The sequence below is a fragment of the Roseixanthobacter finlandensis genome, assembly GCF_043195105.2.
Lineage (GTDB): Bacteria > Pseudomonadota > Alphaproteobacteria > Rhizobiales > Xanthobacteraceae > NCEH01.
The window spans coordinates 3,152,707-3,178,077 of the sequence record NZ_CM195536.1; the positions used below are offsets into that span (position 1 = coordinate 3,152,707).

The 25,371-nt window shown below is 65.8% G+C and carries 23 protein-coding genes; 10 read left to right on the forward strand and 13 right to left on the reverse strand.

Annotated elements, in window-relative coordinates; translation table 11 throughout:
- Window positions 1-145 precede the first annotated feature (145 nt).
- Window positions 146-583: a GtrA family protein gene (locus V5G24_RS14960; protein ID WP_394081590.1), complete on the forward strand. Its 438-nt coding sequence runs from the start codon at window positions 146-148 to the stop codon at window positions 581-583.
- A 7-nt stretch (window positions 584-590) separates the two neighbouring features.
- On the opposite strand, the gene V5G24_RS14965 is transcribed toward V5G24_RS14960, so the two are convergent.
- Window positions 591-1,277: a class I SAM-dependent methyltransferase gene (locus V5G24_RS14965; protein ID WP_394081588.1), complete on the reverse strand. Its 687-nt coding sequence runs from the start codon at window positions 1,275-1,277 to the stop codon at window positions 591-593.
- Between the two features lie 302 nt (window positions 1,278-1,579).
- Between V5G24_RS14965 and V5G24_RS14970 the strand changes: the two genes are divergently transcribed.
- The 4 genes from V5G24_RS14970 to V5G24_RS14985 all read left to right on the forward strand — a co-directional run bounded on the left by V5G24_RS14970 (window position 1,580) and on the right by V5G24_RS14985 (window position 5,790).
- The gene (locus V5G24_RS14970; RefSeq protein WP_394069108.1) at window positions 1,580-2,362 is read left to right on the forward strand and encodes an ABC transporter ATP-binding protein; all 783 of its coding nucleotides are present in this window, start codon (window positions 1,580-1,582) and stop codon (window positions 2,360-2,362) included.
- Window positions 2,359-3,213, forward strand: coding sequence for an ABC transporter permease (locus V5G24_RS14975; RefSeq protein WP_394081586.1), 855 nt, complete (start codon window positions 2,359-2,361; stop codon window positions 3,211-3,213). The genes V5G24_RS14970 and V5G24_RS14975 overlap by 4 nt, the downstream gene beginning before the upstream one ends.
- 26 nt (window positions 3,214-3,239) lie before the next feature.
- A complete protein-coding gene (locus V5G24_RS14980; RefSeq protein WP_394081584.1) occupies window positions 3,240-4,223 on the forward strand; it encodes an ABC transporter substrate-binding protein in 984 nt (327 codons plus the stop codon).
- A gap of 238 nt (window positions 4,224-4,461) precedes the next feature.
- Complete coding sequence (locus V5G24_RS14985) at window positions 4,462-5,790, forward strand: amidase (protein ID WP_394081582.1); 1,329 nt, start codon at window positions 4,462-4,464, stop codon at window positions 5,788-5,790.
- Window positions 5,791-5,899: 109 nt separating this feature from the next.
- Here the strand turns inward: V5G24_RS14985 and V5G24_RS14990 are convergent, their stop codons facing one another.
- Together V5G24_RS14990 and V5G24_RS14995 are read right to left on the reverse strand one after the other, a co-directional pair.
- Window positions 5,900-6,181, reverse strand: coding sequence for a hypothetical protein (locus V5G24_RS14990; protein WP_394081580.1), 282 nt, complete (start codon window positions 6,179-6,181; stop codon window positions 5,900-5,902).
- Window positions 6,182-6,238: 57 nt separating this feature from the next.
- Window positions 6,239-6,958 carry a hypothetical protein gene (locus V5G24_RS14995; protein WP_394081578.1) on the reverse strand — a complete coding sequence of 240 codons (720 nt, stop codon included), beginning with the start codon at window positions 6,956-6,958 and terminating at the stop codon, window positions 6,239-6,241.
- A gap of 120 nt (window positions 6,959-7,078) precedes the next feature.
- Between V5G24_RS14995 and V5G24_RS15000 the strand changes: the two genes are divergently transcribed.
- A complete protein-coding gene (locus tag V5G24_RS15000; RefSeq protein ID WP_394081576.1) occupies window positions 7,079-8,563 on the forward strand; it encodes an MFS transporter in 1,485 nt (494 codons plus the stop codon).
- Window positions 8,564-8,617: 54 nt separating this feature from the next.
- Here the strand turns inward: V5G24_RS15000 and V5G24_RS15005 are convergent, their stop codons facing one another.
- Window positions 8,618-9,355 (reverse strand): superoxide dismutase, encoded by a 738-nt coding sequence (locus V5G24_RS15005; RefSeq protein WP_394081574.1) that lies wholly within the window; start codon window positions 9,353-9,355, stop codon window positions 8,618-8,620.
- A gap of 380 nt (window positions 9,356-9,735) precedes the next feature.
- Between V5G24_RS15005 and V5G24_RS15010 the strand changes: the two genes are divergently transcribed.
- The 3 genes from V5G24_RS15010 to V5G24_RS15020 all read left to right on the forward strand — a co-directional run bounded on the left by V5G24_RS15010 (window position 9,736) and on the right by V5G24_RS15020 (window position 12,678).
- On the forward strand, window positions 9,736-11,604 hold the full coding sequence (locus V5G24_RS15010; protein WP_394081572.1) for a DEAD/DEAH box helicase: 1,869 nt from the start codon (window positions 9,736-9,738) through the stop codon (window positions 11,602-11,604).
- Window positions 11,605-11,823: 219 nt separating this feature from the next.
- Window positions 11,824-12,105 carry a PepSY domain-containing protein gene (locus V5G24_RS15015; RefSeq protein ID WP_394081570.1) on the forward strand — a complete coding sequence of 94 codons (282 nt, stop codon included), beginning with the start codon at window positions 11,824-11,826 and terminating at the stop codon, window positions 12,103-12,105.
- 141 nt (window positions 12,106-12,246) lie between these two features.
- Complete coding sequence (locus tag V5G24_RS15020; protein ID WP_394081568.1) at window positions 12,247-12,678, forward strand: DUF930 domain-containing protein; 432 nt, start codon at window positions 12,247-12,249, stop codon at window positions 12,676-12,678.
- A gap of 24 nt (window positions 12,679-12,702) precedes the next feature.
- Here V5G24_RS15020 and V5G24_RS15025 read toward each other — a convergent pair whose 3' ends face one another.
- From V5G24_RS15025 to clpS, 3 genes are all read right to left on the reverse strand, one after another.
- Complete coding sequence (locus V5G24_RS15025) at window positions 12,703-13,848, reverse strand: GGDEF domain-containing protein (protein ID WP_394081566.1); 1,146 nt, start codon at window positions 13,846-13,848, stop codon at window positions 12,703-12,705.
- 178 nt (window positions 13,849-14,026) lie between these two features.
- Window positions 14,027-14,824, reverse strand: a complete 798-nt coding sequence (locus V5G24_RS15030; protein WP_394081564.1) for a DUF3313 domain-containing protein — start codon at window positions 14,822-14,824, stop codon at window positions 14,027-14,029.
- 252 nt (window positions 14,825-15,076) lie between these two features.
- On the reverse strand, window positions 15,077-15,409 hold the full coding sequence (clpS, locus tag V5G24_RS15035) for an ATP-dependent Clp protease adapter ClpS (protein ID WP_394081562.1): 333 nt from the start codon (window positions 15,407-15,409) through the stop codon (window positions 15,077-15,079).
- A 340-nt stretch (window positions 15,410-15,749) separates the two neighbouring features.
- On the opposite strand from clpS, the gene V5G24_RS15040 reads away from it, so the two are divergent.
- Window positions 15,750-16,847 carry a restriction endonuclease gene (locus tag V5G24_RS15040; protein ID WP_394081560.1) on the forward strand — a complete coding sequence of 366 codons (1,098 nt, stop codon included), beginning with the start codon at window positions 15,750-15,752 and terminating at the stop codon, window positions 16,845-16,847.
- Between the two features lie 401 nt (window positions 16,848-17,248).
- Here V5G24_RS15040 and uvrB read toward each other — a convergent pair whose 3' ends face one another.
- From uvrB to V5G24_RS15070, 6 genes are all read right to left on the reverse strand, one after another.
- A complete protein-coding gene (gene uvrB / locus V5G24_RS15045) occupies window positions 17,249-19,972 on the reverse strand; it encodes an excinuclease ABC subunit UvrB (RefSeq protein WP_394081558.1) in 2,724 nt (907 codons plus the stop codon).
- Between the two features lie 73 nt (window positions 19,973-20,045).
- Window positions 20,046-20,480, reverse strand: coding sequence for a lysozyme inhibitor LprI family protein (locus V5G24_RS15050; RefSeq protein WP_394081556.1), 435 nt, complete (start codon window positions 20,478-20,480; stop codon window positions 20,046-20,048).
- A 140-nt stretch (window positions 20,481-20,620) separates the two neighbouring features.
- Window positions 20,621-21,256, reverse strand: a complete 636-nt coding sequence (locus V5G24_RS15055) for a DUF2799 domain-containing protein (RefSeq protein ID WP_394081554.1) — start codon at window positions 21,254-21,256, stop codon at window positions 20,621-20,623.
- 65 nt (window positions 21,257-21,321) lie between these two features.
- On the reverse strand, window positions 21,322-22,671 hold the full coding sequence (locus V5G24_RS15060) for a glutamate--tRNA ligase (RefSeq protein ID WP_394082100.1): 1,350 nt from the start codon (window positions 22,669-22,671) through the stop codon (window positions 21,322-21,324).
- A gap of 218 nt (window positions 22,672-22,889) precedes the next feature.
- Window positions 22,890-23,813 carry an SH3 domain-containing protein gene (locus V5G24_RS15065; protein ID WP_394081552.1) on the reverse strand — a complete coding sequence of 308 codons (924 nt, stop codon included), beginning with the start codon at window positions 23,811-23,813 and terminating at the stop codon, window positions 22,890-22,892.
- A 122-nt stretch (window positions 23,814-23,935) separates the two neighbouring features.
- A complete protein-coding gene (locus tag V5G24_RS15070) occupies window positions 23,936-25,351 on the reverse strand; it encodes a short-chain fatty acyl-CoA regulator family protein (RefSeq protein ID WP_394081550.1) in 1,416 nt (471 codons plus the stop codon).
- Window positions 25,352-25,371: the final 20 nt, after the last annotated feature.

A 25,371-nucleotide genomic window follows, 5' to 3' on the forward strand; every position in this document is an offset into this window, starting at 1 on the left:
GGAATGGAAACCGTCGCGAATGACGGCAGACGCGGCGCAGGGCGTTGAATTATCTCTTCCCGACGCGCTATTGGGCTTCCTTAGACCATATTTGGACGCGACGGAAGACGCCTCCATGGCCCCATGCTCCGGAGTCCGCAGTCCCGTGCCCCTGCCTTTCGGCCATATCTTATCTCAATACCGTCCCCTGCTGATCCAGCTCGCCACCTTTCTCGGGGTCGGGTTCACGGCGCTGTTCTTCCATTTCCTGGTGTTGAGCGCGCTGGTGGAATGGGAGGTGGTGGGGCCGGTCTCCGCCTCGCTGGTGGGATTCGTGGTGGGCAGCTGCGTGACCTATACGCTCAACAGCCGCTTCACCTTCAAGTCCACCCGCTCCCATGCCGGCGCGATGCCGCGCTATTTCGCGGTCGCGGGCGTGGCGTTCGTGCTGAACGGGGTGCTGATGGACGTGTTCGTGCACCGGCTCGGCGTGTTCTATCTGCTGGCACAATTCCTCACCAGCGCGCTGGTGCTGTGCTGGACCTTCACCGGCTACCGGGTGTGGGCGTTCGCGGAGAAACGCCCGCGACCGGAAGCAAGCTGACCTTGCCTCAGCGGGTCGCGAGAAACGCCATGCGGGCCTGGTTGTGCCCCACGTTCGGCCGATGGCGCGTGGCGGCGAAGCCGGCGGCCTTCAGCATGGCGAGCACATCGGCTTCCTCATAGGTGGCGAGCCCAAGATCGGCCCGCAGCTTGCGATAGGGCGAAACCGCCGTGCGGGCGAGACCCAGGACGGCGGCGAAGAAGAATCCTTCCCGTGCCGCGAAGGAGAGCAGCGCCGCCGCATCGCGCGCCGCGCCGACGCCGGGGGGAATCACATCCGCCAGCAGCAGCCTGCCGCCGGGTGCCAGCAGGCGGTGAAACAGCGCGAGCAGCCCTTCGAGCTGGGCGCGGGAAAGATATTGCACCAACGAATTGACGATCACGAGGTCAAAGCTCCCGTCCGGCAACGCCTCCACCGCCTCGATCGACAGGACCGAGAGCGCGGAATCCGCTGATAAGCGCGCTTTCAGCTTTTCCCGCACGCTCGGCGCGGCGTCGCTCAAGGTGAGATGCGCGCAGGTTCGCGCCATGGCTTGCGCCGCCAGGGCTTCGCCGCAGCCATAATCGAGCACCCGCGCCGAAGGGCCAGGCACGAAGTACGCGAGATCCGCCACCAAGCGTTCATAATGCACGCTCTTGTGGCGCTCGTTCACATAGATCGCATTGGCGCCGTCCCAGAACGAAACCCAATCCATGCGCCCTATCCTCCACGCGCGCGGTGCGGTGGGCACGCGCGCCGCGTCGCGCCACACCGCGATCCGGTCCGCTTCGCGCGCCATGGTGCCCCGGCCGACAGCAAAATGCACGGGTGCCGTAACGGCGTTGTGATTTTGCATTCATTATGCATGAAAACGCGGCACCTGCCTCAAAGGCGGGCATTAAACGATGTGCCTATTTATGGGACGTCAGCCTCACGAACCCGAAGTTCCTTGCGCTGCAACATTTTTTCCGTGTGGCACAGCGGTTGCCTATGGACTGGCGGCAGACAGGAGACGCCATGTCATCACCTAAAGTGCAACTGCGCCTCAACGGCATCCGAAAGAGCTTTCCCGGAAAGCAGGGTCCCACCCAGGTGCTCGATGGCCTGACCTTCGACATCCACGAACGCGACTTCGTCAGCATCATCGGCCCCAGCGGCTGCGGCAAGACGACGGTGTTCAACATCATCGCCGGTCTCGTCGACCCAGACGAAGGCATGCTCATGTATCGCGGCCAGGAGGTGGACAGCCTGCGTGGCAAGGTCGGCTACATGATGCAGAAGGATCTGCTCTTCCCCTGGCGCACGGTGCTGGACAACGTCCTGCTCGGGCTGGAGACGAAGGGCGTCGATCCGCGCCAGGCCATGGATACGGCCCGCGAATATCTGTCCACCTTCGGCCTGTCGGGCTTCGAGAACGCCTATCCCAAGATGCTCTCGGGCGGCATGCGCCAGCGCGTGGCGCTGATCCGCACCCTGGTGCTGGACCCCGACATCCTGCTCCTGGACGAGCCGTTCTCCGCGCTCGACTACCAGACCCGCCTCTATCTGGAAGGCATCCTGATGGAAGCGGTGGAGACCTTCCACAAGACCGTGATTCTCGTCACCCACGACATCGACGAGGCGGTCGCGCTCTCCAAGCGCGTGGTCGTGCTCAGCCAGCGCCCGGCCCGGGTGAAGGCGGTTCACGATATCGCGCTCAACGAGCATTCCCCCATCGCAGCGCGCAGCGACCCGCGTTTCTCGGGCTATTTCAACACGCTGTGTGCGGAACTCGATATTCAGACCAGGGCGAGCGCATGACTGAGATGGCTCAACTCGCAAAAACCAGCGTCCGCAGGCACCTGCGTGCCAGCAAGCGGCGCAATGTCTTCGATTCCACGGCCGGCCGCAGCGCGCTGCAGATCCTGGCCGTCGTCGCCTTCTTCCTGCTCTGGGAAATGGCGGTGCGGATGGAATGGCTCAATGCCTTCCTCGTGGGACAGCCGAGCGGCGTGCTGCACGTGCTGGTCTCGATGGTCGCCGACGGCTCGCTGTTCGTCGACACCGGCTATACGGTGTTCGAGGCGATCCTCGGCTTTGCCTTCGGCACCGTGATCGGCTCGGTGATCGGGCTGACGCTCTGGTATTCGGCCTTCGTCGCCCGCTTGGTGGAGCCGTTCATCGCAGCCATCAATTCGGTGCCGAAGATCGCGCTCGCGCCGATCATCATCCTGTGGTTCGGCACCGGGCTGACATCCAAGGTGGCGCTCGCCATCTCGCTCACCTCCATCGTCGCGCTCATCACCGCCTATCAGGCGGCGAAGGACGCGGACAAGGATCTGCAAGCGCTGCTGTTCTCCATGGGCGCCAGCAAGCACCAGATCTTCAAGCGGGTGATCACGCCGTCCACGTTGCCGGCCATCATCGCCACCTTCCGCATCAATATCGGCTTCGCGCTGGTGGGTGCCGTGGTGGGCGAATTCATCTCCTCCCAGCACGGCCTCGGCCATGTGATCTATGTCGCCTCAAGCCTGTATGACCTCAATACAGTCTGGGCTGGCCTGTTCACGCTGATGCTGGTGGGCTTCATCTTCTACCACATGGTCGAAATCACCGAACAGCGCCTGCTTCCCTGGAAGCAACAGATGGGCGGTTCCCAGATCAACGTTTGACCTCTTCCTTCAGGAGATACGCCGACATGACATTTTTGCCGAAACTGGGCGCCTTTTCCCTCGCCCTTGCGCTTTCCTCCGCCGCGCTCGCTCCGGCCTCCGCCGTGGAAATGAAGAAGGCCACCATTTCCCAGGCCTTCCAGTCCATGCTCTATCTCCCGCTCTACGTGGCCATGGACGAGGGCTTCTTCGAAAAGCAGGGCCTTGATCTCTCCAAGGAAAGCGCCGGCTCGGGCTCGGTCGCCCTCTCGGCCGTGATCTCGAAGAGCGCGCAATTCTCCCTGCACGGCCCGGAATGGACGGCGATCGCCGCTTCCAAGGGCGCGCCGGTGAACACCATCGCCAATGTGGTGAATGGTGCCGCCGTGTGGATCGCCGCGACGCCCGACTTCAAGTTCGACAGCGTCAAGGACCTGAAGGGCCAGAAGATCGTCACCGGCTTGATGCCCACCACCAGCACCTCGCTGCTCATCAAGCTGATGAAGGAAAACGGCATGGATGCCAATAAGGACGTGGAGATGATCCAGGTTCCGCTCGGCACCGAGCCCGGTCCCTTCGTCGCCGGCCAGGCCAAGGTCGCGGTCATGTACGAACCCGGCCTCGACCAGGTGGTGGCCAAGGGCATGAAGGTCGTGCTCGGCTTTCCCAAGCTGTACGGCCCCTATGCGTTCTCCACCATCACCGCCCGCACCGATGTCGATCCCGATCTCGCCCAGCGCCTGACCAACGGCCTGGAGATGGCGGTTCGCTTCATGCACAAGAATGAGGCCCGCACCATCGAGATCGCGCAGAAGGAATTCCCGAAGCTTGATCCCGATGTGGTCGCCGCCGCCACCAAGCGCATGCTGGCTGACAACGTCTATCCCACCAGCGTCGACATTACCCCGGCCGCGCTGACCCTCGCGCTCGACACCCAGATCGCGCTCGGCAATCTCTCCGGCCAGCCCGACTACAAGACCTTCGTGCCGCGCACCTATATGGACAAGGCCATGGCCATGCCCACGAACTGACGCGCAGACTTTCGTGCGTCAGGGGGCTTCGGCGGGGTTCTCACCCTTCGCCGCCGGAGCCCCGCTTCACGGACCTCGCTTCACGGACCTCGACCCGGGACCGGCACATCTCGGCCATGGCGCCGCGCCACCGGTGCGCCCTTCCAAAGGAAGGTAACCCACCCGCGCCGCGCATGGCGTGGTCCCGCCCGCCCGGACGATGCGTCCCGCCTGCATTCCTCCCGCTCCGGACCTTCCCATGACCGCCCTCAAGACCAGCGCCGGCGTGCTCGACATCGTGCGCGCCCTGGCCGCAGGCGAAGCTTTGCCCCAGGATCTGATCGCCGCCAGCCATGCGCGCGCGCGCGCCCTGGAAGGTGAGCTTCGTGCCTTCGCCCATCTCCCCGCCGAAGCGCCTTCCGCGACACAGGGCGCGACCTCTGGCGCCGGGCCGCTCACCGGCGTCGCGGTCGGCGTGAAGGACCTCATCGCCACCGCCGACATGCCCACCACCTATGGCTCGGCCGTCTATGCGGACCATCAGCCGGCGGAGGACGCGTATGTGGTTGGCCGCCTGAAGGATCTCGGCGCGACGATCCTCGGCAAGACCATCACCACCGAATTCGCCTGGCGCGAGCCCGGCCCTACCCGCAATCCCTGGAATCTCGGCCACACGCCCGGCGGCTCCTCCTCGGGCTCGGCGGCCTCGGTCGCCAGCGGCTCGGTGCAGGTGGCGCTGGGCACCCAGACCCTGGGCTCGATCCTGCGCCCTGCCGCCTATTGCGGCGTGGTCGGGCTAAAGCCGAGCCATGGCACCATCGCCCTCAAGGGCGTGCACGATCTCTCCCAATCTCTGGACCATCTCGGCCTGTTCGCCCGCAGCGTGGACGATGCCGCCTTCGTGCTGTCACTGCTGGCGGGTGGGCCCGGCACCGCGCGGCGCACGATTTTCCCGTTCGGCGTCGCTGGCGTCACGCCCTTCCCGGCGCCGCGCATCGCTTGGCTTCGCCCGGCCGGTGCGCCGGCGCTGGAGGACAGCCAGATCGCGCTCATGGAGATGGCGGCGGCGCGGTTCGCCGGTTCGGGCGCCACGGTGCAGGCGGTGACGCTGCCGGAGGCGTTCGCCGAGTTGCCGGCGATTTCCGCGACCGTGTGCGGCGCTGAGGGTGCGGCCAATTTCGGTGATCTGGTGGCCCGTTTCCCGGACAAGACCTCCGCCCGCCTGCAAGCGCTGGTGGAGCGGGGCGCCGCGATCACGGCCACCGATTATCTTGCTGCCCGCGCGGCGCAATTGGCGCTACGGGCGGAGTTCACGCGCGTGCTCGCGGGCTTCGATGCTCTGCTGACCGCGCCGGCGACGGGAGAAGCCCCCGAGGGGCTTGGCGAAACCGGCGATCCCGGCCTGTGCGTGCCGTGGACCACGATCGGCGTGCCTGCCATCGCTTTGCCGGCAGGAACCGGGCCGCGCGGCCTGCCGCTCGGCATCCAGCTGGTGGCGCCGTTCGGCGAGGACGTGAAGCTGCTGCGCGTCGCGAAATGGTGCGAGACCGCGCTCGCCTACCCCTCGCGGATCGCGCCGGGCGCCTGAAATCATCGCAAGTCGGGGGGCTTGCGGTGGACTGGCGGCTGGCAGTGGCGACCTTTTTTCCACTGTCAGCCGCTGATCTTTGCTGAACGCGCAGGTGAAGCGCGCCAGCTCACCGGCCGGCGGCGAACGCGATACCCAGCTCCACCTGATTGATGGCGCCATCCACCAGCTCGATGGCGCGGTCGCGATGTCCGCCCTTATTGGGCTCGGCTTGGACCAAATTGGCGCGCGCCGCCCGCAGCGAGGCGAGCGCGGCGTCCATGAACGGCTGGTTGGCGCGCGCCGTGGACATCAGCGCATTTGCACCAAGCGTGCAGGCGATGCCCAAGGTGAAGGCGAGCACGAGTGTGCGACGGGACGACTTGCGCTCCGGCATCTTGGCTTTAGACATGACAGGTCTCCGTTGACGCCGCCCCAGCCCTCCCGGCGGATCCGCGGCCTTAGCGACTTACCAGCGATAATTCACCCAGAACAGACCGACAATCGGTTTCAGCGCGCGGATATTGGGATCGGACGACAGGAATATTTTCGGCCCGGAAACCTTCGCCTGCCCGCCGTTCGAGGCTTCCGCCGTCAGCGCGAACTGCACGCCCAGCCGGCACGGGCCGGGCATGTTGCCGAGCGCGCCCTTCTGCCAGTCCACCACCACGCCGCCGGCATTGCCGCCGAAGCCCTGGATGCGGAACGGGCGCCCGTTCGCCCGCTCGACATCGGCCAGCGAGGCGCCGATGCGCACGCCGGCGACGCTCCAGGCGCTTTCCTCGGTGAAGGCGGCGCGGGTCGGCACGGTGTAGCCGAGCCCGTCGGCCCAGGCGATATCGACCCGAAGCTTTGAATCGCCCGCCAGCAGCACCGAGCCGGGGCCGGTGGAGCCGTCCGGCTCCTGCACATCTGCGCGGGTGATGGCCTGCGCGCCGAAATCGGCGATCAGATTGACTTCCGTGGTGGTGGGCGCCCAGGGTCCGCTGCATTGGAACACGCGCGGCCCGGCGGTCGGCGCAGGAATGCCGACAACCGTTTCCGAAACGCTGTCGAACGGCCCGGTCTCCACCACGGCGCCCGTGCCCCAGCTCGGCCCCGGCGCCTGGCATCCGGCCACGACGCCCGCGAGCGCCAATCCCGCAAGGGCAAAGATGGGCCGACCGAGCCCTTCGAAACACGCCGCCATCCCCGAGCCTCCCGTGTAAAAGCCTTTCATATCCGAGAGTTCGCCCGGCCACCAGGGTACCCCTGTCATACGGTATTCATCTGTGGTGCGCATCTGTGCGGGGATCGCGGGGGATTGCTCATGAACGATATGCATATGCCGAACCCATCGGCACCGGCGGTGGAAGCCCGTTCCGTTCAGGAATATATCGATGAGCGCCCGCTGTGGCGTGACGGGACGGAAGTTTCCGTAACGCCCATGACGGCCATGCAATGGCGCATTTGGGGGCTCGCGGCGGCGGGAAAATTCTTCGAGGGTCTGGTCGTGTTCATGACCGGCGTCGCCATGCCGCTGATGGCGGTGGAATTCTCCATGGGCGCGTTCGAGCACGGCCTGGTCGGCGCGGCGAGCCTGTTCGGCATCCTGATCGGCGCCCTGTTCCTCGGCGGCCTTGCGGACCAGTTCGGCCGAAAACTGATGTTCATCGCCGAGATGGCGCTGTTCATCCTGTTCCTGGTGCTGCTGTCTGTGGCGCCGAATTTCTATTGGATGGTGTTCTTCCTGTTCGGCGTGGGCGTGGCGCTGGGATGCGATTATCCCACCGCCCATCTGGTGATTTCGGAAAGCATTCCCTCCAGCGCGCGCGGCCGCCTGGTGCTCAGCGCCTTCGGCTTCCAGGCGGTGGGCGCCCTGGTGGGTACCGGCGTCGGCTATCTCATCCTCACCTTCGCCCCGGAACTTGCGGCGTGGCGGATGATGTATGCCACCGCCATCATTCCCGCCGTCATCGTGCTAGTCGGGCGCTTCTACGTGACCGAGAGCGGCCATTGGCTGGCGGCCCACGGCCGCATGGCGGAAGCCGAGCGCGAAGTCCACAAGCTGCTCAAGCGCAAGCCGGACTACCCTAAGGAAATCAAGCTCAAGGCGCGCCATCCCCACGCCCATCCGCACCACGAGCGCAACCTGTGGGCCCTGTTCAAGGCGAAGAACCTGCGCGCCACCATCCTCGCCTCCGTGCCCTGGTTCCTCCAGGATCTCGGCACCTATGGCATCGGCATCTTCACCCCCACCATCCTCGCCGCCGCCATCGGCTCGCATGCCAGCGTGAACCACGACCTCACCGACATCATCGCCAGCGACATGCTGGCGGCGGAGGGCGCGGCCTTCATCGACCTGCTGCTGATCGTCGGAATCTGCGCCGCCGTCATGCTGGCGGACAAGGTCGGGCGCATCCCGCTCCAGGTGTTCGGCTTCATCGGCTGCGCGGCGGGGCTGCTGATTGCCTCTTTCTCCGTGGACTATACCGGCGGGGCGCAGATCTTCCTGATCTATACCGGCTTCATGCTGTTCAATTTCATGACCAACATGGGACCGAACGCGCAGACCTACCTTCTCGCCGGCGAGGTATTTCCCACCCACATCCGCGGGCGCGGCGCGGGATTTGCGGCCGCCTTCGCCAAGATCGGCGCGGTGCTCACCGCCTTCCTGTTCCCGATCCTGCTGCTGGACCTCGGCACCAAGCCGCTGCTCTATATCCTGGTCGCAACCTCGCTGCTGGGCGCCTGGATCACCTGGCAGTTCCGCATCGAGACCACCGGCGTCAAGCTGGACGATATCGGCATCTGACCGGCACCGCCCGCGCGCAGACCGCGCGGGCCGCCGGGGACGGGCGAGCCACGCTCAGGCGAAGCGGTCGCCGACCACCTGCCAGTTCACACGATCCTTCAGCACCGCTTCCACATGGGCAGTGCGCCTGTTCTCATAGTCGAGATAATAGGCGTGCTCCCACACATCGATGCCGAGCAACACCTTCTTGCCGTCGGGTAGCGGGTTGGCGCCGTCCTTCAGGCCGAGCACGGCCAGGCGATCGCCGTCGCGCACCAGCCAGGCCCAGCCAGTGCCGAACACGCCGTCGCCGGTCTCGACCATCTTGCGGTTGAGCGCGTCGAGCGATTTGAAGTCCGCCTCGACGGCTTTCGCAAACGCCCCGGTAGGCGCGGCTGGGCCCCCCTTGAAGCTCGCCCAATACAGATCGTGGTTCCACGCCTGGGCGGCCTGGTTGAACATGGCGGTATCGCCCGCCTGCTTCGAGGCGACGACGATTTCCGAAAGCGTCATGTCGGCATAGGGCTTGCCGGTCGAGAGGGCATTGACCTTGTCGTAATAGCCCTTGGTGTGCTTGCCGTAGTGCAGGCCCACGGTGCGGGCCGAGATGGTGGGCGCCAGCGCGTCTTCCGCATAGGGCAGCGGAGGTATTACGAACGGCGCCGCCGCCCGCGCCACGTGGGGCATGAACACGCTGGCGGCGATCGCGGCGCTGCCGAGCACCAGCGCATCGCGGCGGGACAAGCCCGCGTCGGGCGCGGACGACTCCGGCGCGGAGGGCGCGGGCGCGGAGGGACTGAAGGAGGATGTCATGAAGCGTCTCCCGATAGTGCGCCCGATGCACCGCATTTCCTGCGGGCTCGGGCGGCCGCGAGGTTCAATCCCGCCCCGCAGGGATCATCGCCCCGGTGCCATGCCCGGCGCAACCGCCTCGCGTCTTAGTGACCCGGACGCTCCGAGACCGGCCCCGGCGTGGGGCGCGGGTCTGGTGCGCGCGCGGTTTTGCACGGATTCAATGGCTTCCCGCCACGCCCTCGGCTAGAAGGAGGCGCATTTTCATTTCGCGTCACGGCCGCGCGGGGCGGAGCCCTGTCGCAAAGGGTGCATGCCCGTGCCGTATCGCTACCCCATCCAGCGCTTCCCGAAGGAGGCGCCACACGGCGCTTGCGCCTCATCGAAAACAGGTTTCGCCTTTGGCTTTCTCGACCCCCTCCCCGTCCATTGCCCGCGCCCTCGCGGCCCGCGACTATAACGAGCCGACGCCCGTGCAGGCGGCCGTGCTCGCCCCTGAGACCGCCGGGCGCGATCTGCTGGTCTCGGCCCAGACCGGCTCCGGCAAGACCGTCGCCTACGGCCTTGCGATCGCCGAAACCCTGCTCGGGGAAGCCGAATTCTTTGGCGCCGCCGGCGCGCCGCAGGCGCTGATCGTGGCGCCCACGCGCGAACTCGCCCTGCAGGTGCACCGCGAGCTGGAATGGCTGTACGAGAACGCGCGGGCGCGCATCGTCGCCTGCGTCGGCGGCATGGACCCGCGCCGCGAACGCCGCCTGCTGTCCGACGGCGTGCACATCGTGGTCGGCACCCCCGGCCGTCTGCGCGACCATATCGAGCGCGGCGGGCTGGATCTCTCCGCCCTCCAGGTGGCGGTTTTGGACGAAGCAGACGAGATGCTCGACCTCGGCTTCCGCGAGGATCTGGAATTCATCCTCTCCGCCGCGCCGGAGACCCGCCGCAGCCTGCTGTTCTCCGCCACCCTGCCGCGCGGCATCGTCGCGCTCGCCAAGCGCTACCAGCACGATGCCATGCGCATCGAGGTGGCGAACACCCAGGGCGGGCATGCCGACATCGAATATCGCGCCGTGCGCATCGTGCCCAAGGAGATGGAGCACGCGGTGGTCAACCTGCTGCGCTATTTCGAATCCCCCTCGGCCATCGTGTTCTGCAACACCCGCGAGAGTGTGCGGCACCTACTCTCCACCTTGCAGGAGCGCGGCTTCGCCGGCGTCGGCCTCTCCGGCGAGATGGGCCAGAACGAACGCAACCAGGCGCTCCAGGCGCTGCGTGACGGGCGTGCGCGCGTCTGCGTCGCCACCGATGTCGCCGCGCGCGGCATTGATCTGCCCAATCTCGGCCTCGTCATCCATGCCGATCTGCCGCACGATTCAGAGAGCCTCCAGCATCGCTCCGGCCGCACCGGCCGCGCCGGCCGCAAGGGGGTAAGCGTGCTGCTCGTGCCGCCCTCGCGCCGCCGCCGGGCCGAGCAATTGCTTCACTTCGCCAATGTGGTGCCGCTCTGGAGCGGACCACCCAGCGCCGAGGACATCCGCCGGCTCGACCAGGAGCGCATGCTCGCCGATCCGCTGCTGAACGAGGAGCCCTCGCCCGAGGATCTGGTCCTCGCCCAGGCGATCCTCGCCGAGCGCTCGCCCGAGCAGGTCGCCGCCGCTCTCGCGCGGCTCTATCGCGATCGCCTGCCCGCGCCGGAAGATGTGCTCGACCCCGGCGAGGGCCGCAACGCCGTGCGCCTGCGCGATGCCGACCGCGAGGAGCGCCGCCCCGAGCGCGCGCCGCGCGAAAGCCGGGCCGGCGGCGCCGGTGGTCCCGGCGGGGAGAGTGTGTGGTTCCGCATGCCGGTGGGCCGGCGCAAGAATGCCGATCCCAAATGGCTGCTGCCGCTGATCTGCCGGCGCGGCGTCGTCACCAAGCAGGACATCGGCTCGATCCGCATCTTCGACAGCGAGACCGTGTTCGAGATCGCCGAGGACCTGGCCGAGAGTTTCCTGGCGAATGCCCGCGCCTCCGAAGGCGGGGATGTGCCCATCGAGCCCTTGACCGGCGATCCCGCACCCGCGGTGCGCCGGCCGAGCTTCAGCAAGTCCCGCAAGCCGGCCTACGACCCCGCCGCCATCGAGCGGCCCGCCGGCTCCGGCCGCACCGACGTGAAGGGCGCGTTCGGCAAGGCGCGCCCGCCGAAAGCGGCCGGCGCGAAATATCCCCCCAAGGCGCCGGGCGCCGGCAAGGGCGGCAAGGCCAAGCCGAACAAGGGCCGCTTGCGCGACTGAGCCGGGACGCGATTTTTTGCGCGCGCGGGCGAGGGGCATCGCGGACGGCGGGGACAACCGCCGCGCGCGTTCTAGCACGATGCGCGCGAGCCGCGGATCTGATGTCGCAGGCGGGCTGAAGTCTTTGAAGCGGAAGCCTTCATCGGCTACAGCAAAGCTTGCGGCAGGGGGCTGCCGCGCGGCGAAAATGCTCTCCCGCCCCGCCTGAAGGAATGCACGATGCAACGCCTTGCCCCGAAACGCCTAGTCCTGACCTGCGGCGTCCTGATCTGCGGCGCCTTGCTCTTCACCGCCGCGCCCGCCTTCGCCGACCGCGCACCCACCGATGCCGAGCGCGCCAAGGTTGTGGCGGCGATGGAAGCGGAAGGCTGCACCGAGGGCTTCATCAAGGTCGACGACGGCATTTTCGAAGTGGACAATGCCAAGTGCCGCGATGGGCACATCTACGACCTGAAGTTTGATCCCGCCTTCAAGCTGATCGACAAGGACTTGGAGCACTGAGGCGGCGCGCGGGGCGATGTCGCACCGGCGTGATCAAATGGCCGATGCGTGACGCATATTGGCCATTGGTATAAGGCGCGGCCTCACCTTCGCCATACAGATGTTGCGGTTTCGTGCGTCGCAACACTGGAAACGCACGCTTTGATTCGTCGTCCCCTCCCCTTTTGCGCGCTCCCCCTGCTGGCCCTTGCGGTGCTGGGCACGAGCGGCGCCCGCGCGGCTTCCCACAGCCGCCAGACCTTCACCAGCGGCGTGCACGACAAGGAGATGCTCTCGCTCGCGCCCGGCACACGCATGGAGCAGCGCTGCAACGCCCGCGCCATGGGCGAGATCAGCCGTGCGCGCAAGGATCTGCATCCCGACGAGCTGGTGGCCTATGCCTTCGGCGACACGCAGGTGTCCGGCACCGCCATCAAGGCGCCGGGCGCGGCGGTGCGCAGCGGCGAGACCTGGTATCGCCTTTCCTATTCCTGCCGCACCAGCGCCGACGGCATGAGCGTGCTCTCGTTCGATTATACGCTGGGCAATGCGGTGCCGAAGAAGGATTGGACCGCCCATTATCTCGTGCCGTGAGCACGCCGCGCAGGCCGCACGCACTCAGAACGAGCCGACCGCGACCCCGTCCCGGCCGTCGGCCTTCACCTGATAGAGCGCGCGATCGGCGCTCTCCAGCGTCGCCTGCGGGTTCGCCACGCCCGGCGTTCCCTCTGCGACGCCGATGCTGCAGGTAAGCCGCACCTCACGACCCTCATGCACGAAGGGGTGCTCCGCCAGGGCGCTGGCGATGTCGAGACCGACCAGGCGGGCCTCCGCGGCCACGGTCTCCGGCATCAGGATGCAGAATTCATCGCCCCCGAGCCGGGCCAGAAGATCGGTCTGGCGGATGCGGCTCGCGGCAATCGTGGCGAAATGGACGAGACTGCGGTCACCGGCACCGTGGCCGAAACGGTCGTTGACCTGTTTGAAATTGTCCAGGTCCAGCAACAGCAGCACATAGGACCGGGCGGTCCGCAGCGTGCGCGCGTGCTCAAAGGCGATCTGTTCCTCGAACTTGCGGCGGTTCCAAACGCCGGTGAGTGCATCGACCTGCGCCAGCACTGCGACCTCGCCGCGCAATTGGTCGATGGTCATCACCGCGAAGCCGAAATTCCACAGGATGCCGCTGAAGATCACGCCGAGCATGGTGAGGGCGGCGATCTGGCCGAAATCGGTGAACGGCGCGCGGCCGGAGAGGCTCCACAGATTGATCAGCATCACGGTCCCATGGCCGGCGAGCCCGATGAAGATCCCGCCGCATGTGATGGCACTCCCCACCGTCCGGCGGCCGCCGGACATCAGGAACACGACGCTGAGGGCCATGGGGAGCGACTGGGCCACGGCATAGACGAGGGCCAGGGCGATGCCGCTGCCGAAGGCGAGGACCATGGCGACAACGCTGGCAGCCGTGGCGAGCACGACGAGGCTCCATCCGCCGGGCCGGCCATGGAAGCGCCAGGCGCCCAGCCACAACAGCCAGAAGCCGGCGACGATCATGCCATTGCCGCCCACGGCGGGCAGCATGGAGGCGGTCATGTGCTGGAACGGCAAGGCGAGCCCGCCAGCGGTGATCAGCCCGCAACCGCCGAGCCACAGGCGCGCGGCGTGAAAGGTGGCATATTCGAAGGCGATGGCGGCCCAGACGATGGAAAGGGCGATGGATACCAGGATGATCACGCAATAGAGCGTGAGGAAGTGCAACTCCATGAGGGAACCCGCCTGCCCGGCCGCGCCTTCCGGCAAAAGGCCAGCCGTAAGCTATAGCGGAAACCGCATCGAGATTGAATGCCGCCCATTATCTCGTTCCGTGACAATGGGCCGGCCTGGCGCAGACCCACGCAGGCCGCACGCACATCACCCTGCGCTGCCAAGTGCTGCGATCGCGCTATTGCGCCGCCGCCTGCGTCACGGGCGGGGAACCGCCGGCGCCCTTGTCGGTCCATTCCGGGGGCAACCCGACGGCGCCGCTGAGAAGCCCGCCGACCCCCTGCTCGCGTCCGAACACCGCGCAGGCCGAATATTTCGGCGCGCCGCCCGCCAGCGACTGGAGCCGCTCCATGGAGGGCGGGCCGGACAGATTCTTGAACGGGTTTTCCCCGGTCACCAGAAGCTTGCTGAAATCGTCGCCGAAGGCGCTGGCCAGTTCGTAGGCATCGCCCGAGCTGGAGACCCGCGCCGAGCCCGACAGGAAATTGGCGCCCCGCCCCCACACCATGGCCGCCTCCTGCGCGCCGCCGGAGCCGCGCGCCTCGGCCTCCATGGACAGGCTGCCGAGGCCGATGGGAAGCCGCGGCGTGGGCACCGGAATGCCCGGCAACAGGATGGATTTCGCCACCGAGGCGATCTTTGTGGCCGCGACCGCGGCTTCGTTCGTCGCCGCCATGTTGGTGACCACGGCATGGACCGTGAGATCCGCGGGTTCGGCGGCATCGACCACCTGGAAGCGTTCGCTGAGCCCGGCGCAGAGCGAGCGATCCACCGCATTGGCGACCAGCTTGCGCTGATCCTCTGAAATCGTGTCGTGCGAGGCGGCCCCGGCGAAGACGGTCGGCACGATGCGCACGGTTTTCGCCGCGAGCACGGCGTCCTTGCTGATGCGCAGCTTCGACTTGGCCAGCAGGCCGTCCGCCTGGGTCAAATCGGAATAAGAGGCGAGCGACCCGCCTTCATCCAGGGGCGCCATTGCGCAACCGGCGGTGAAAAATGGCATGAGAACCATGCCGATGAACCTGCGTCCCCTACAAGGCTCTGCCACCCCGTCCTCGATCCGAACGCCCCCAGGCCGCGCGGCGAGCGGTCTCGCAGCGATTCCCATGGGTCAGGGAAGCTTTTAAATGCGGCGTATCTTTGTGCCGCGCGCGCGGCGACGCTTAAGAATTGCGAAACCAGCCGGGACGCTCCGCCCCTGTCTCAGGCGCGCCTATTTATCGGGCGCCTATTCCTCGGGTTCTGTGGTGAACATCAGGGGATAGCCCTTGGCGCGGGCGGCATCCGAGGCGCGGGCGGACTTGGTTTCCGCCACATCGCGCGGAAACACCGCCACCACGCAGGCGCCGCGCCGGTGGGCGGTGAGCATGACGCCGAGCGCCTGGGGCTCGTTCATGCCGAACTCGGCTTTCAGCAGCATCACCACGAATTCGCGCGGCGTGTAATCGTCATTGAGCAGGATCACCTTATGCAGGCGCGGCCGCGCGAGCTTGGGGCGCGTCTCGTCCTTCGGCCGTTCGATGGTCGAGGGTTTGTCGGCGGCGCTGAAGAGTTCGCTCATGGTGCGGCCCGCATCTGCTGGAGGTCCCGGCCCATGGGCGGGCTTTTACCGCAGGTGCGGGGGTGGGGCAAGGGGTGGGGCAAGGGGGTGGGAGACAGCAAGGAGTTAGGCCTCATCGATAAAGCCTTCGCTCAGAAACTGTTATGAGGCGCCATTCTTCGCGCCTCATCGGCTTTCTTTCGTCAACTCTTTAGGTAAAAACTACTTTGAACGCGCTACATTGCGAAGCGATCAGACAAATCGCTTAGCACAAAAATGAATAAAATTAGATATAATCGCCGCAGATTAGAGCAAAATTACATAATGATGGACAATTATCGTAGAGTTTATGGAGAATTAAATGATCAAAGATGACGAATACCTGGAGAGAATAGTTGCTGGAATACACGCAATTACAACAGATGGAGCGGAAGTATTATGGAATGAAATTATTAACGGCCGACAATTTGATGTAACCATTCGATTCAAGATCGGCACGTTGCGATATCTTGTTTTAGTAGAAGTAAAAAATCGAAAACGGAAGGCTGCAGCCTCCGATTTAGAAGCATTTGCCTTAAAGGCGCGTGATCATAATGCCAACAAATCCGTTTTCGTAACTGCATCTGGATTTCAAGAAGGCGCAATTACCGTAGCAAAACGACACGCTGTAGACATATTTACGGTTACGTTTGATGATTCAAAGCCGACATTTCCCGCAGAAGCAAATTTTATAATCGTGAATCAAAAAAATTCCCCAGAAAATACACAGCCAATACTCGAATTTGGAGAAAAAATACTTGTCGCTCAAATCGAAGACGCCGAACTAATATATATCGACGGAAAACATTTTCATATGCCGAACGAATCATCGCAAATGCAATATTATTGCAAAAATACAAAACTAGAAAATGGATTAGACATCGAACGCCTGTTAAAAGAATTAAATATTGATGATATTGAATTAGAAAAGACTATAACGCGGGATATAAAAATCACTCCGCCATCATATATAACCCCACCAGATAAATATTTTATCCCAACTGGAATTATTAAAGAAATAAAACTAAAAATAACAGGGCGAATTGGACGCACTATAAAGGGAAATGTATTAATTGAGCCGAGCACTTTTTCTCTTCCAATATTATATAAAAACGTCATAACTGGAGAAAAATATGTATTTGATATAAGCCAACTTCCATTGGGGGACAATCGTGTCTCAGTTGGATCATTTTACTTTATATCACATCCGCTGATGTATTATTATTGCGACTCAATTAATAACGAATTAATTAGATGGCATTTAATCGAAAGCTTTCAAAATGGACAAAAGATAACTGGTACATTTAAGCAAGATATAATCTATTCCAAACACTATATTAAAGTCTCAGACAAAAAAATAATAGAGAGACTTGAAGGTCGGCTTTTTGATTTCATTAAAAATTCAAATAAAAATAAATAATACGAAATTATATTCAGATATCAAATCTGAACGAAAGTATCATCATAAATTATAATTCATCCTCATCTTATTCCCTCACTTCCGCCGCCCCCCTTGCGATACCCCTTCGTTCTCGGATCGAGGTGCGGGCCCGGCTTGTAGTCGAGGGCGGAGAGGGGTTCGGCGCGGTCGGTGCCGGGGCCCATGTCGTCGAGCGTCGGCTTCGCCATGCGGGAGCCGCCGATTTCACCTCTCCCCCACGGGGAGAGGTCGGCCGCGCAGCGGACGGGTGAGGGGCTGAGCCTTTCACGAATTCAAGGTTCGTCGAACCGACGGCGTGCCCCCTCTCCCCAGCCCTCTCCCCCTCGGGGAGAGGGAGAAGGCCTTTGTGTCGAGCCCTCAGCCCGTCTCCGGCCTCTCGCTCACTTCCTCCGCCCGCCCTTGCGATACCCCTTCGTTCCCGGATCGGGACGGGGCCCCGGCTTGTAGTCGAGGGCGGAGAGGGGTTCGGCGCGGTCGGTGCCGGGGCCCATGTCGTCGAGCGTCGGCTTCGCCACGCGGGAGCTGGCGCGGGGGGCGTAGAGGGGGAGTTCGTCGGGGGAACGGTCGCGCGCGGTCGGGGCCGGCTTCACCCGGCCCTCGGGGGCGGTCGGGGGCGGCGCCTCGGGCGCAGACACATTGGGCGCAGGGGCAGCGGGCGCAGGCGCGTGGCCGCTGCCGGTGTCGGATTTCGCCCGCCCCGTGATCTTGCGACTGCCCCGGCCGGATGACCCCGCAGACGCGCCCGCTGAAGATCCCGCCGCCTTGGGCGGCTGGTTGGCGGCGCGGCCGTATTTGCGCTCGCCCCTGAACCCGCCGGTCTTGTCGTCCACCGCCTCCTGCCGCGCCATGGGATCGTCGGAAACCGCAAGCTCGGTGGCCTGAAGCCGCTTGATCTCGTCGCGCAAACGGGCGGCGGTCTCGAAATCGAGGTCGGCGGCGGCGGCGCGCATGCGCTTTTCCAGGTCCGCCATCACCGCCTTGAGATTGTGCCCGAAGGCCGCCCCCTCTTCCGCAAGGCCGGCATCCACCTGCACATGGTCGCGCTCATAGACCGAGTTGAGGATATCGCCGATGGCCTTCTTCACGCTCTCGGGCGTGATGCCGTGCTCGGTATTATAAGCCACCTGCTTCTCGCGCCGGCGGGTGGTCTCCGCCATGGCGCGCTGCATGGAGCCGGTTTCGTGATCGGCGTAGAGGATGACGCGGCCATCCACATTGCGGGCGGCGCGGCCGATGGTCTGCACCAGGGAGGTTTCCGAGCGCAGAAACCCTTCCTTGTCGGCATCGAGAATGGCCACCAGCCCGCACTCGGGAATATCCAGCCCCTCGCGCAGCAGATTGATGCCGATCAGCACGTCGAACGCGCCGAGCCGCAGGTCGCGGATGATCTCGATGCGCTCGATGGTGTCGATATCCGAATGCATGTAGCGCACGCGGATGCCGTTTTCGTGGAGATATTCGGTGAGGTCCTCGGCCATGCGCTTGGTGAGCACGGTGACGAGGGTGCGATAGCCCTGCGCCGCCACGGCCCGCACCTCGCCGAGGAGGTCATCCACCTGGGTGCGCGCGGGGCGGATTTCCACCGGCGGGTCGATGAGGCCGGTGGGGCGGATCACCTGTTCCACGAACACGCCGCCGGTGCGGTCCATCTCCCACGGGCCGGGGGTGGCGGAGACATGCACGGTCTGCGGGCGCATGGCCTCCCATTCCTCGAACCGCAGCGGCCGGTTGTCCATGCAGCTCGGCAGGCGGAAGCCGTATTCCGCCAGCGTCGCCTTGCGGCGAAAGTCGCCGCGATACATGGCGCCGATCTGCGGAATGGTCACATGGCTCTCGTCGATGAAGACGAGGGCATTGTCGGGCACATATTCGAACAGGGTCGGCGGTGGCTCGCCGGGCTTCCTGCCGGTGAGCCAGCGGGAATAATTCTCGATGCCCGCGCAGGCGCCGGTGGCCTCCATCATCTCCAGATCGTAGCGGGTGCGCTGTTCCAGCCGCTGGGCCTCCAGCAGGCGGCCCATCTTGTACAATTCGTCGAGCCGGGTCTTCAGCTCGGCCTTGATGCCGGAAATGGCCTGGATCAGCGTCGGGCGCGGGGTGACGTAATGGGAGGAGGCGTAGACCTTGATCGACTTCATGTCGCCGGTCTTGTGGCCGGTGAGCGGGTCGAACTCGGCGATGCTCTCCACCTCGTCGCCGAACAGCGACACCCGCCAGGCGCGATCCTCGTAATGGGCGGGGAATATCTCGATATTGTCGCCGCGCACCCGGAAGGTGCCGCGCGCGAAATCGGACTGGATGCGCTTGTATTGCAGGGCGACAAGATCGGCGATGAGCTGGCGCTGGTTGATGCGCTCCCCCACCTCCAGCTTGAAGGTCATGGAGGAATAGGTCTCCACCGAGCCGATACCATAAATGCAGGAGACCGAGGCGACGATGATCACGTCGTCGCGCTCCAGCAGTGCGCGGGTGGCCGAATGGCGCATCCGGTCGATCTGCTCGTTCACCGAGGATTCCTTCTCGATGTACGTGTCGGTCCGGGGCACATAGGCTTCGGGCTGGTAATAATCGTAATAGGAAACGAAATATTCCACCGAATTATCGGGGAAGAAACTCTTGAACTCGCCGTAGAGCTGGGCCGCGAGCGTCTTGTTCGGCGCCAATATGATGGCGGGACGCTGAAGCTCCTCGATCACCTTGGCCATGGTGAAGGTCTTGCCGGAACCCGTCACCCCGAGCAGAACCTGGTCGCGCTCATGGGCGCGCGCCTGGGCCACCAGTTCGGCGATGGCCGCCGGCTGGTCGCCGGCCGGCTCGAACTCGCTCTTGATCACGAGGGGAACGCCGCCCTCGCTCTTGTCCGGGCGGGGCGGGCGATGGGGCGTCCAGGTCTGGCCGGTGACCTCGGGCCGCCCCTCCACGATCAGCCGCGAGAGCGCCGCGACCGTCGCCGAGGCGCCAGCGGATTCGAAATCGCCGCTCATGTCTCCCGGTGCGAGGCCGAGCGACTTCGCAACTTCAGGATCAAGGGGTTGGGAGGGCGCAGGCTCGAAATGACGCTGCGAGCGCTCACCAAGTTTGCCGGGTCGGGATGCTTTGGCCATGGCGCCAATATGGGGTGCATCGGCGCCGGAGAAAAGGTGGTCCCAGCGCGGGATCGCGACCGGGCGCGGCGGATCAGGGCCGCCCCGCCTGCTCCAGTTCCTGCGCCCTTTGCTGGGTCAGCACGCGCCGGCATTCGGCGCCCTCCACACGGGCGATGGTGCCCTCGCCATTGACGTAGAAGGCGCAGTCCGCGTCGCGGAAGGCGGTCCAGGCCTTCTGCGACGCCTTCAGCCGCTCCTGCTGCGGGGTGGTCTGCTGGGCGGAAAGGGCCTTGAGGGCGGTCTCAAGGCGGGCCTCCCACCCTTCCGTGAGCTTGGTGATGCAGCGTACGATTTCCGGCGTCGTGTCCTGGTCGCAGCTTTTGTATTCGCCGGAATACCAGGCATTCGGCTCCGCCGCGCGCGCCGGCAGCGCCGCCGCCACCAGCATCAGGCAACCGAGCAGCGCCGCGCGACGCCGAGCGCCGGCTCGAAGGGACCCACACACCGCTCCGCGAGCTTCACCCATCCGCGCCTCCCGATCCCACGTCCTGCGCCGCGATCCTGTCCCCGCCGCGCGAGTCGCGCGCCGGATCCGCCCACGATGCCCATGCGACGCGCAAAATCAACGTCCCCTTCCGGCACGAGGGCTCCGCGCCCGGTGCCGATTCAACCCGGCGGCAGGCCGCCCGGAACGGTGGCGCGGAACTGGCTCATCACGCTCGCTTCCAGGATATTGTAGCGATTGCGCGCGTCCGAGAGGTTCCACCGCTCGCGGTCGAGGTCGTTGCGGATGGTGTTGCGGTTGCGCTGCTGGTTCTGCTTCGTGAAGTAGCAATTGGGATCGTTCACGCACGGCTTGGAGAGATCGTCCTCGGCGCGGCGCAGCTGGTTTTCCAGGTCCAGCACCCGCGATTCATAGCGCCGCACGGTCTGCTGCGCGTCCCACAATTTGCGGCCGACCATATAGCCGGACGAGAAGGCGGCCGCCGTGGCCGGCGGGCAGACGCCGGCATAATCATCGCCGTTGCGCCCATGGGCAAAGCCCGAAGCCGGCGTGCAATAGGAGGCAAGGCCCACCTCACGGCCCGCCATATAGGCCTGAACGTTCGGCGCGACACTATAGCTGCTGCAGGCCTTGGCATGCTCCTGCAGGCGGCTTTCCGGTTCGCCGTTGAAGCCGTCGGCTTGGCCGATCTCCTGCCAATTCCCGCTCTGGCACTCTTCCTTGGACAAGGTGGCGCAGCCGTTCAGGGCCAGCGCCACGGGAAAAACTATCAGCAGCGCCAGTCGTTTCGCCCGCATCGTGCCCCGCCCCTCGAACGCCGCGGCCTTAAGCTGCGGTATGGTTGTAAGTTACTTGCCGCGGCTCACGGGTTTATGACACCGAGCCGCGCCAGAACCCGGGTCCGTCCCAGCAGAGGCAGAAGCGCGGCGAGTTCCGGGCCGGTCTCCTGGCCGGTCAGGGCGAGGCGCAGCGGCCGGAACAGCGCCTTGCCGCTGCGGCCGGCGGCGGCCTTCACGGCGGCGATCCAGGGGGCATAGGTGCCGGCGTCCCACGGCTCGAGCGGCAAAAGCGCGGCGGCGGCGGCGAGAAAGGCGCGGTCTTCCTCGGCGATGATTCCCTGCCCGGCATCCGAGCACACCTGCCACCAATGGGCGGCATCGGCGAAGGTTGCGAGATTGCCGCGCACCGCCAGCCAGAAATCCGCGCCGCCGGTGATCCCCGCCGCGGCGAGCCGCTCCGCCACCGCCTCAAAGGGCAGGTGATGCAGCGTGCGCGCGCTCAGCATGGCGAGGTCCGCCGGATCGAACCTCGCCGGCGCGCGGGAGATGTGGGAAAGATCCACCTTGGCGGCGAGCGCGTCCATGCTCTCCACCGGCGCCAGCGCATCGGAGGTGCCGACGAGCACGGCGGCGGCAGCCACCGCCAGCGCCTCCTGCCCCTCTTCCCGCAGCGCCCGCAGCGAGAGATGCCCGAGCCGCTTGGAGAGGCCCTCGCCGGTCGGCAAGGTCAGCAGATTATGGTGCGCGAAGCGCGGCGCGACGCCGCCGAGGGCCTCGAACAATTCGATCTGCACGGCGGTGTTGGTCACGTGATCCTCGCCGCGCACCACGCAAGTGATACCCATGTCGAGATCGTCCACGACCGACGTGAACGTATAGAGATAGGTGCCGTCCGCCCGCACCAGGACGGGATCGGACAAGGTGGCGGTGTCCACATGCTGCGGGCCGCGTACGCCGTCGTCCCAGGTCACCGTGCGGCGGTCCAGCCGAAAGCGCCAATGGGGCGCGCGGCCTTCGGCTTCCAATTTGGCGCGCTCGTCCGCCGTCAGGGCGAGGGCGGCGCGATCATACACCGGCGGCAAGCCGCGCGCGCGCTGAAGGCCGCGCTTCAGATCCAACTCGGCCTCGGTCTCATAGGCGGGATAGAGGCGCCCGGCGGCCTTCAGGGTTTCAGCAGCCGCATCATAAAGGGCGAGCCGGTCGGATTGGCGCGCCACGCGGTCGGGGGGAATGCCGAGCCAGTCGAGATCCTCGGCGATGGCCTCGGCGAATTCGGGGCGCGAGCGCGCCGCGTCCGTATCGTCATAGCGCAGAATGAAGGTGCCGCCGCCGCGCCGCGCGAGCAGCGCGTTCAGCAGGGCGGTGCGGGCGTTGCCCACATGGATCAGGCCGGTGGGCGAAGGCGCGAAGCGCAGGACCGGCGCAGGGCCCAGGAACGCCGAAGAGGAGGAGGATGCCGACATGGCCAAGCCCATAGCGCGCGGCGACCCGCGCGTCGATGCCCAGATGCGCCGGGGCGAGGATGCGCCGGCCGTGATGCGCCGGCCTCGAACGGGCCGGCACCGGCGGCGGAGCGGAGAAAGCGAACGGGACGAAGCGGGCGGGAGATCGGCCCCGCCCGCGCGTCACATTTTCCGCTGGCCGGTTCGGCTCATTGCGGCGGCGGGCACGGCGCGCCGGGCGCGCAGCCGGCGGGCGCCCCGCGCGGCGGACGCTGCTGCCCCGGAGGCGGACCACCGGGATTGCCATGCGGCGGACGGCCGGGATTGGCGCCCGGAGGCGGGCCGCCCGGATTGCCGTGCGGCGGACGGCCGGGGTATGCGGCGGGATTGCCGTGCGGCGGGCGACCGGGATAAGCGCCAGGATTGCCCTGTGGCGGGCGACCGGGATACGCGCCCGGAGGCGGGCCGCCGGGATTGCCGTGGGGCGGACGGCCCGGATACGCACCCTGTGGCGGGCGCCCGGGATTGCCGGGATAGCCGCCCGGCGGCCGGCCGGGATTGGCACCCGGCGGATGATAGCCGGGCGCGCCCGGCCCTCCAGGATAACCGGGGCCACCGGGATAGCCGGGGCGGCCGGGACCGCCGGCCGGATAGCCGGGACCCGGACGGCCGGGATGGTTCCACCAGCCGGGCGGACGCGGGCCGACGCCCGGCGGCGGGACGCCCCAGCCCGGACGCGGGCGCGGCGCATAGCCCTGCCAGCGGGCGCGCTGGTTCCACCACGGCGCGCCGCGATAATAATTGCCCCAATAATTGCCGAAATTGAACCCGATCACCGGAATGCCGACCACCGGCGCATATTCCGGCACCAGGACCCGCGCGCCGCGATAGTCGAAGGCGAGATATTCCCCATAGACCCAGCCGCGATTGGGACCCCAGGCCACATCGCACCAGGATTGGTTGGAGAGGCAGCCGAAAATCTCCACCGGCGCGCCTTCCGGCAGCACCGTGACGCGGGGATATTGGGTGTCGGGACCGGCGCGCATATTGACGTCCGCCGTGGTGAAGCCGGGCGAGGCCTGCGCCGCACCCGCAATGCAGGCAAAGGCCAGAGCCCAGCCCGCGATCCTCATTGCCCCAATCATCCGCACCCTCGTTTCACCCGGTAACGTCACCGTTAAAGGGAGTCGTGATCTGTTTCCGTGGCGTTTCCGGTACGTGACCACGGCGGCATTGCGACACCGCGCAGGCTTAATCATGAGATGGCGAACGGCACCACCTCGCGGATGTTCGGATCGGTGCGGATCTCGCGGTCGAGCGGGGGGAACGCCCGCAGGTCGCAGTCGCGGCGCGGGCAGATGCGGCAGGAGACGCCGAGCCGCGCCACCGGCGCCGCCTTCAGGTCGAGCCCGTCCGCATAGACCATGTCGTCGGCGAACGAGATTTCGCAGCCGAGCCCGAGCGCATAGGCGCGGTGCGGCTGCCCGTGGCGCAGGCTCGGCGCCTGGATCGAGCGGGCAAGGCAGATGTAGCGCACGCCGTCCGGCATCTCGCCGAGTTGCACCGATGTGCGGCCCTGCGCCTCGAACGCCTCGTGGACGTTCCACACCGCGCAGGCGCCGCCGTGGCGGGCGAACTGGAAGCGGGTCGCGCTGTGGCGCTTGGTGATGTTTCCTGCCCGGTCCACCTTGGCGAAATAGAATGGCACGCCCTTGGCGCCCGGCCGCTGGAGTGTGGAGAGGCGATGGCACACCTGCTCCAGGCTCGCCCCGGTCTCCAGCACCAGCCGGTCGAGATCGTGCCGGCGGGCGCGCGCTAGCTCCAGGAACCGGCCATAGGGCAGCACCAGGGCGCCGGCGAAATAATTATTGAGCGCGAGGCGGCAGATTTCCCCCGCCGTCTGGCTGCGGAAGCCGGCGCCGGCCACCAGGCGATCCATCAGCGGCCCATGCTCCAGCTGCGCGATCGTCACGCCGAGGCGGAACGCGCGGCTCGCGGGCGAGAGCACCCCCGACAAGGTGAGCAGGCGATTGCGCGTGTCGTAGCGCGACAGCGGCAAAGCGGGATCGGGCGGGCCGAGCTCGGTGCGCACGTTGAAGCGGTCGGCGAGATAGGACATGAGGGCGGAAATGGGCTCGGCCCCGGCCAGCAGGCCGAGCCGCTCGGCGCAGCCTTCCGCCGCCCGGTCCAGGGCATCGACGTAATTGTCGATATAATGGAAATAATCGCGCACCTCCTCATAGGGGATGAGCTTGGCCTCGTCGCCGATGCCGGCGGTCAGCATGTCGTCCATGGAGGCGCGCCATTCCGCCGTGCGGCGCAGGGCGGCGTTGGTGCGCAAGAACGCATGGGCGAAGGCGGGCGAGAGATTGGCCACCGCCTTCATGTCCTGAAGCCCGAGGTCGAGATCGCGGAACAGCGGGTCGGCGGCGGCCTCGCGCAGGTCCGCCACCAGGCGGTCGAGATCCTCCGCGCCGAACGCGGTGATATCGACGGAGAAGGTGCGGGAAATGGCGATCAGAACCGAGGCGGTGAGCGGGCGCTGATTGCTCTCGATCTGGTTCACATAGGAGGGCGATACGCCCAGCCGGTGCGCAAGTTCGCTCTGCTTCAGCCCGAGCTTCTCGCGCAGGCGGCGCACCGCATGGCCGGCGAAAACCTTTTGGCGCATGGCCGCCTCGAATTGTAAAT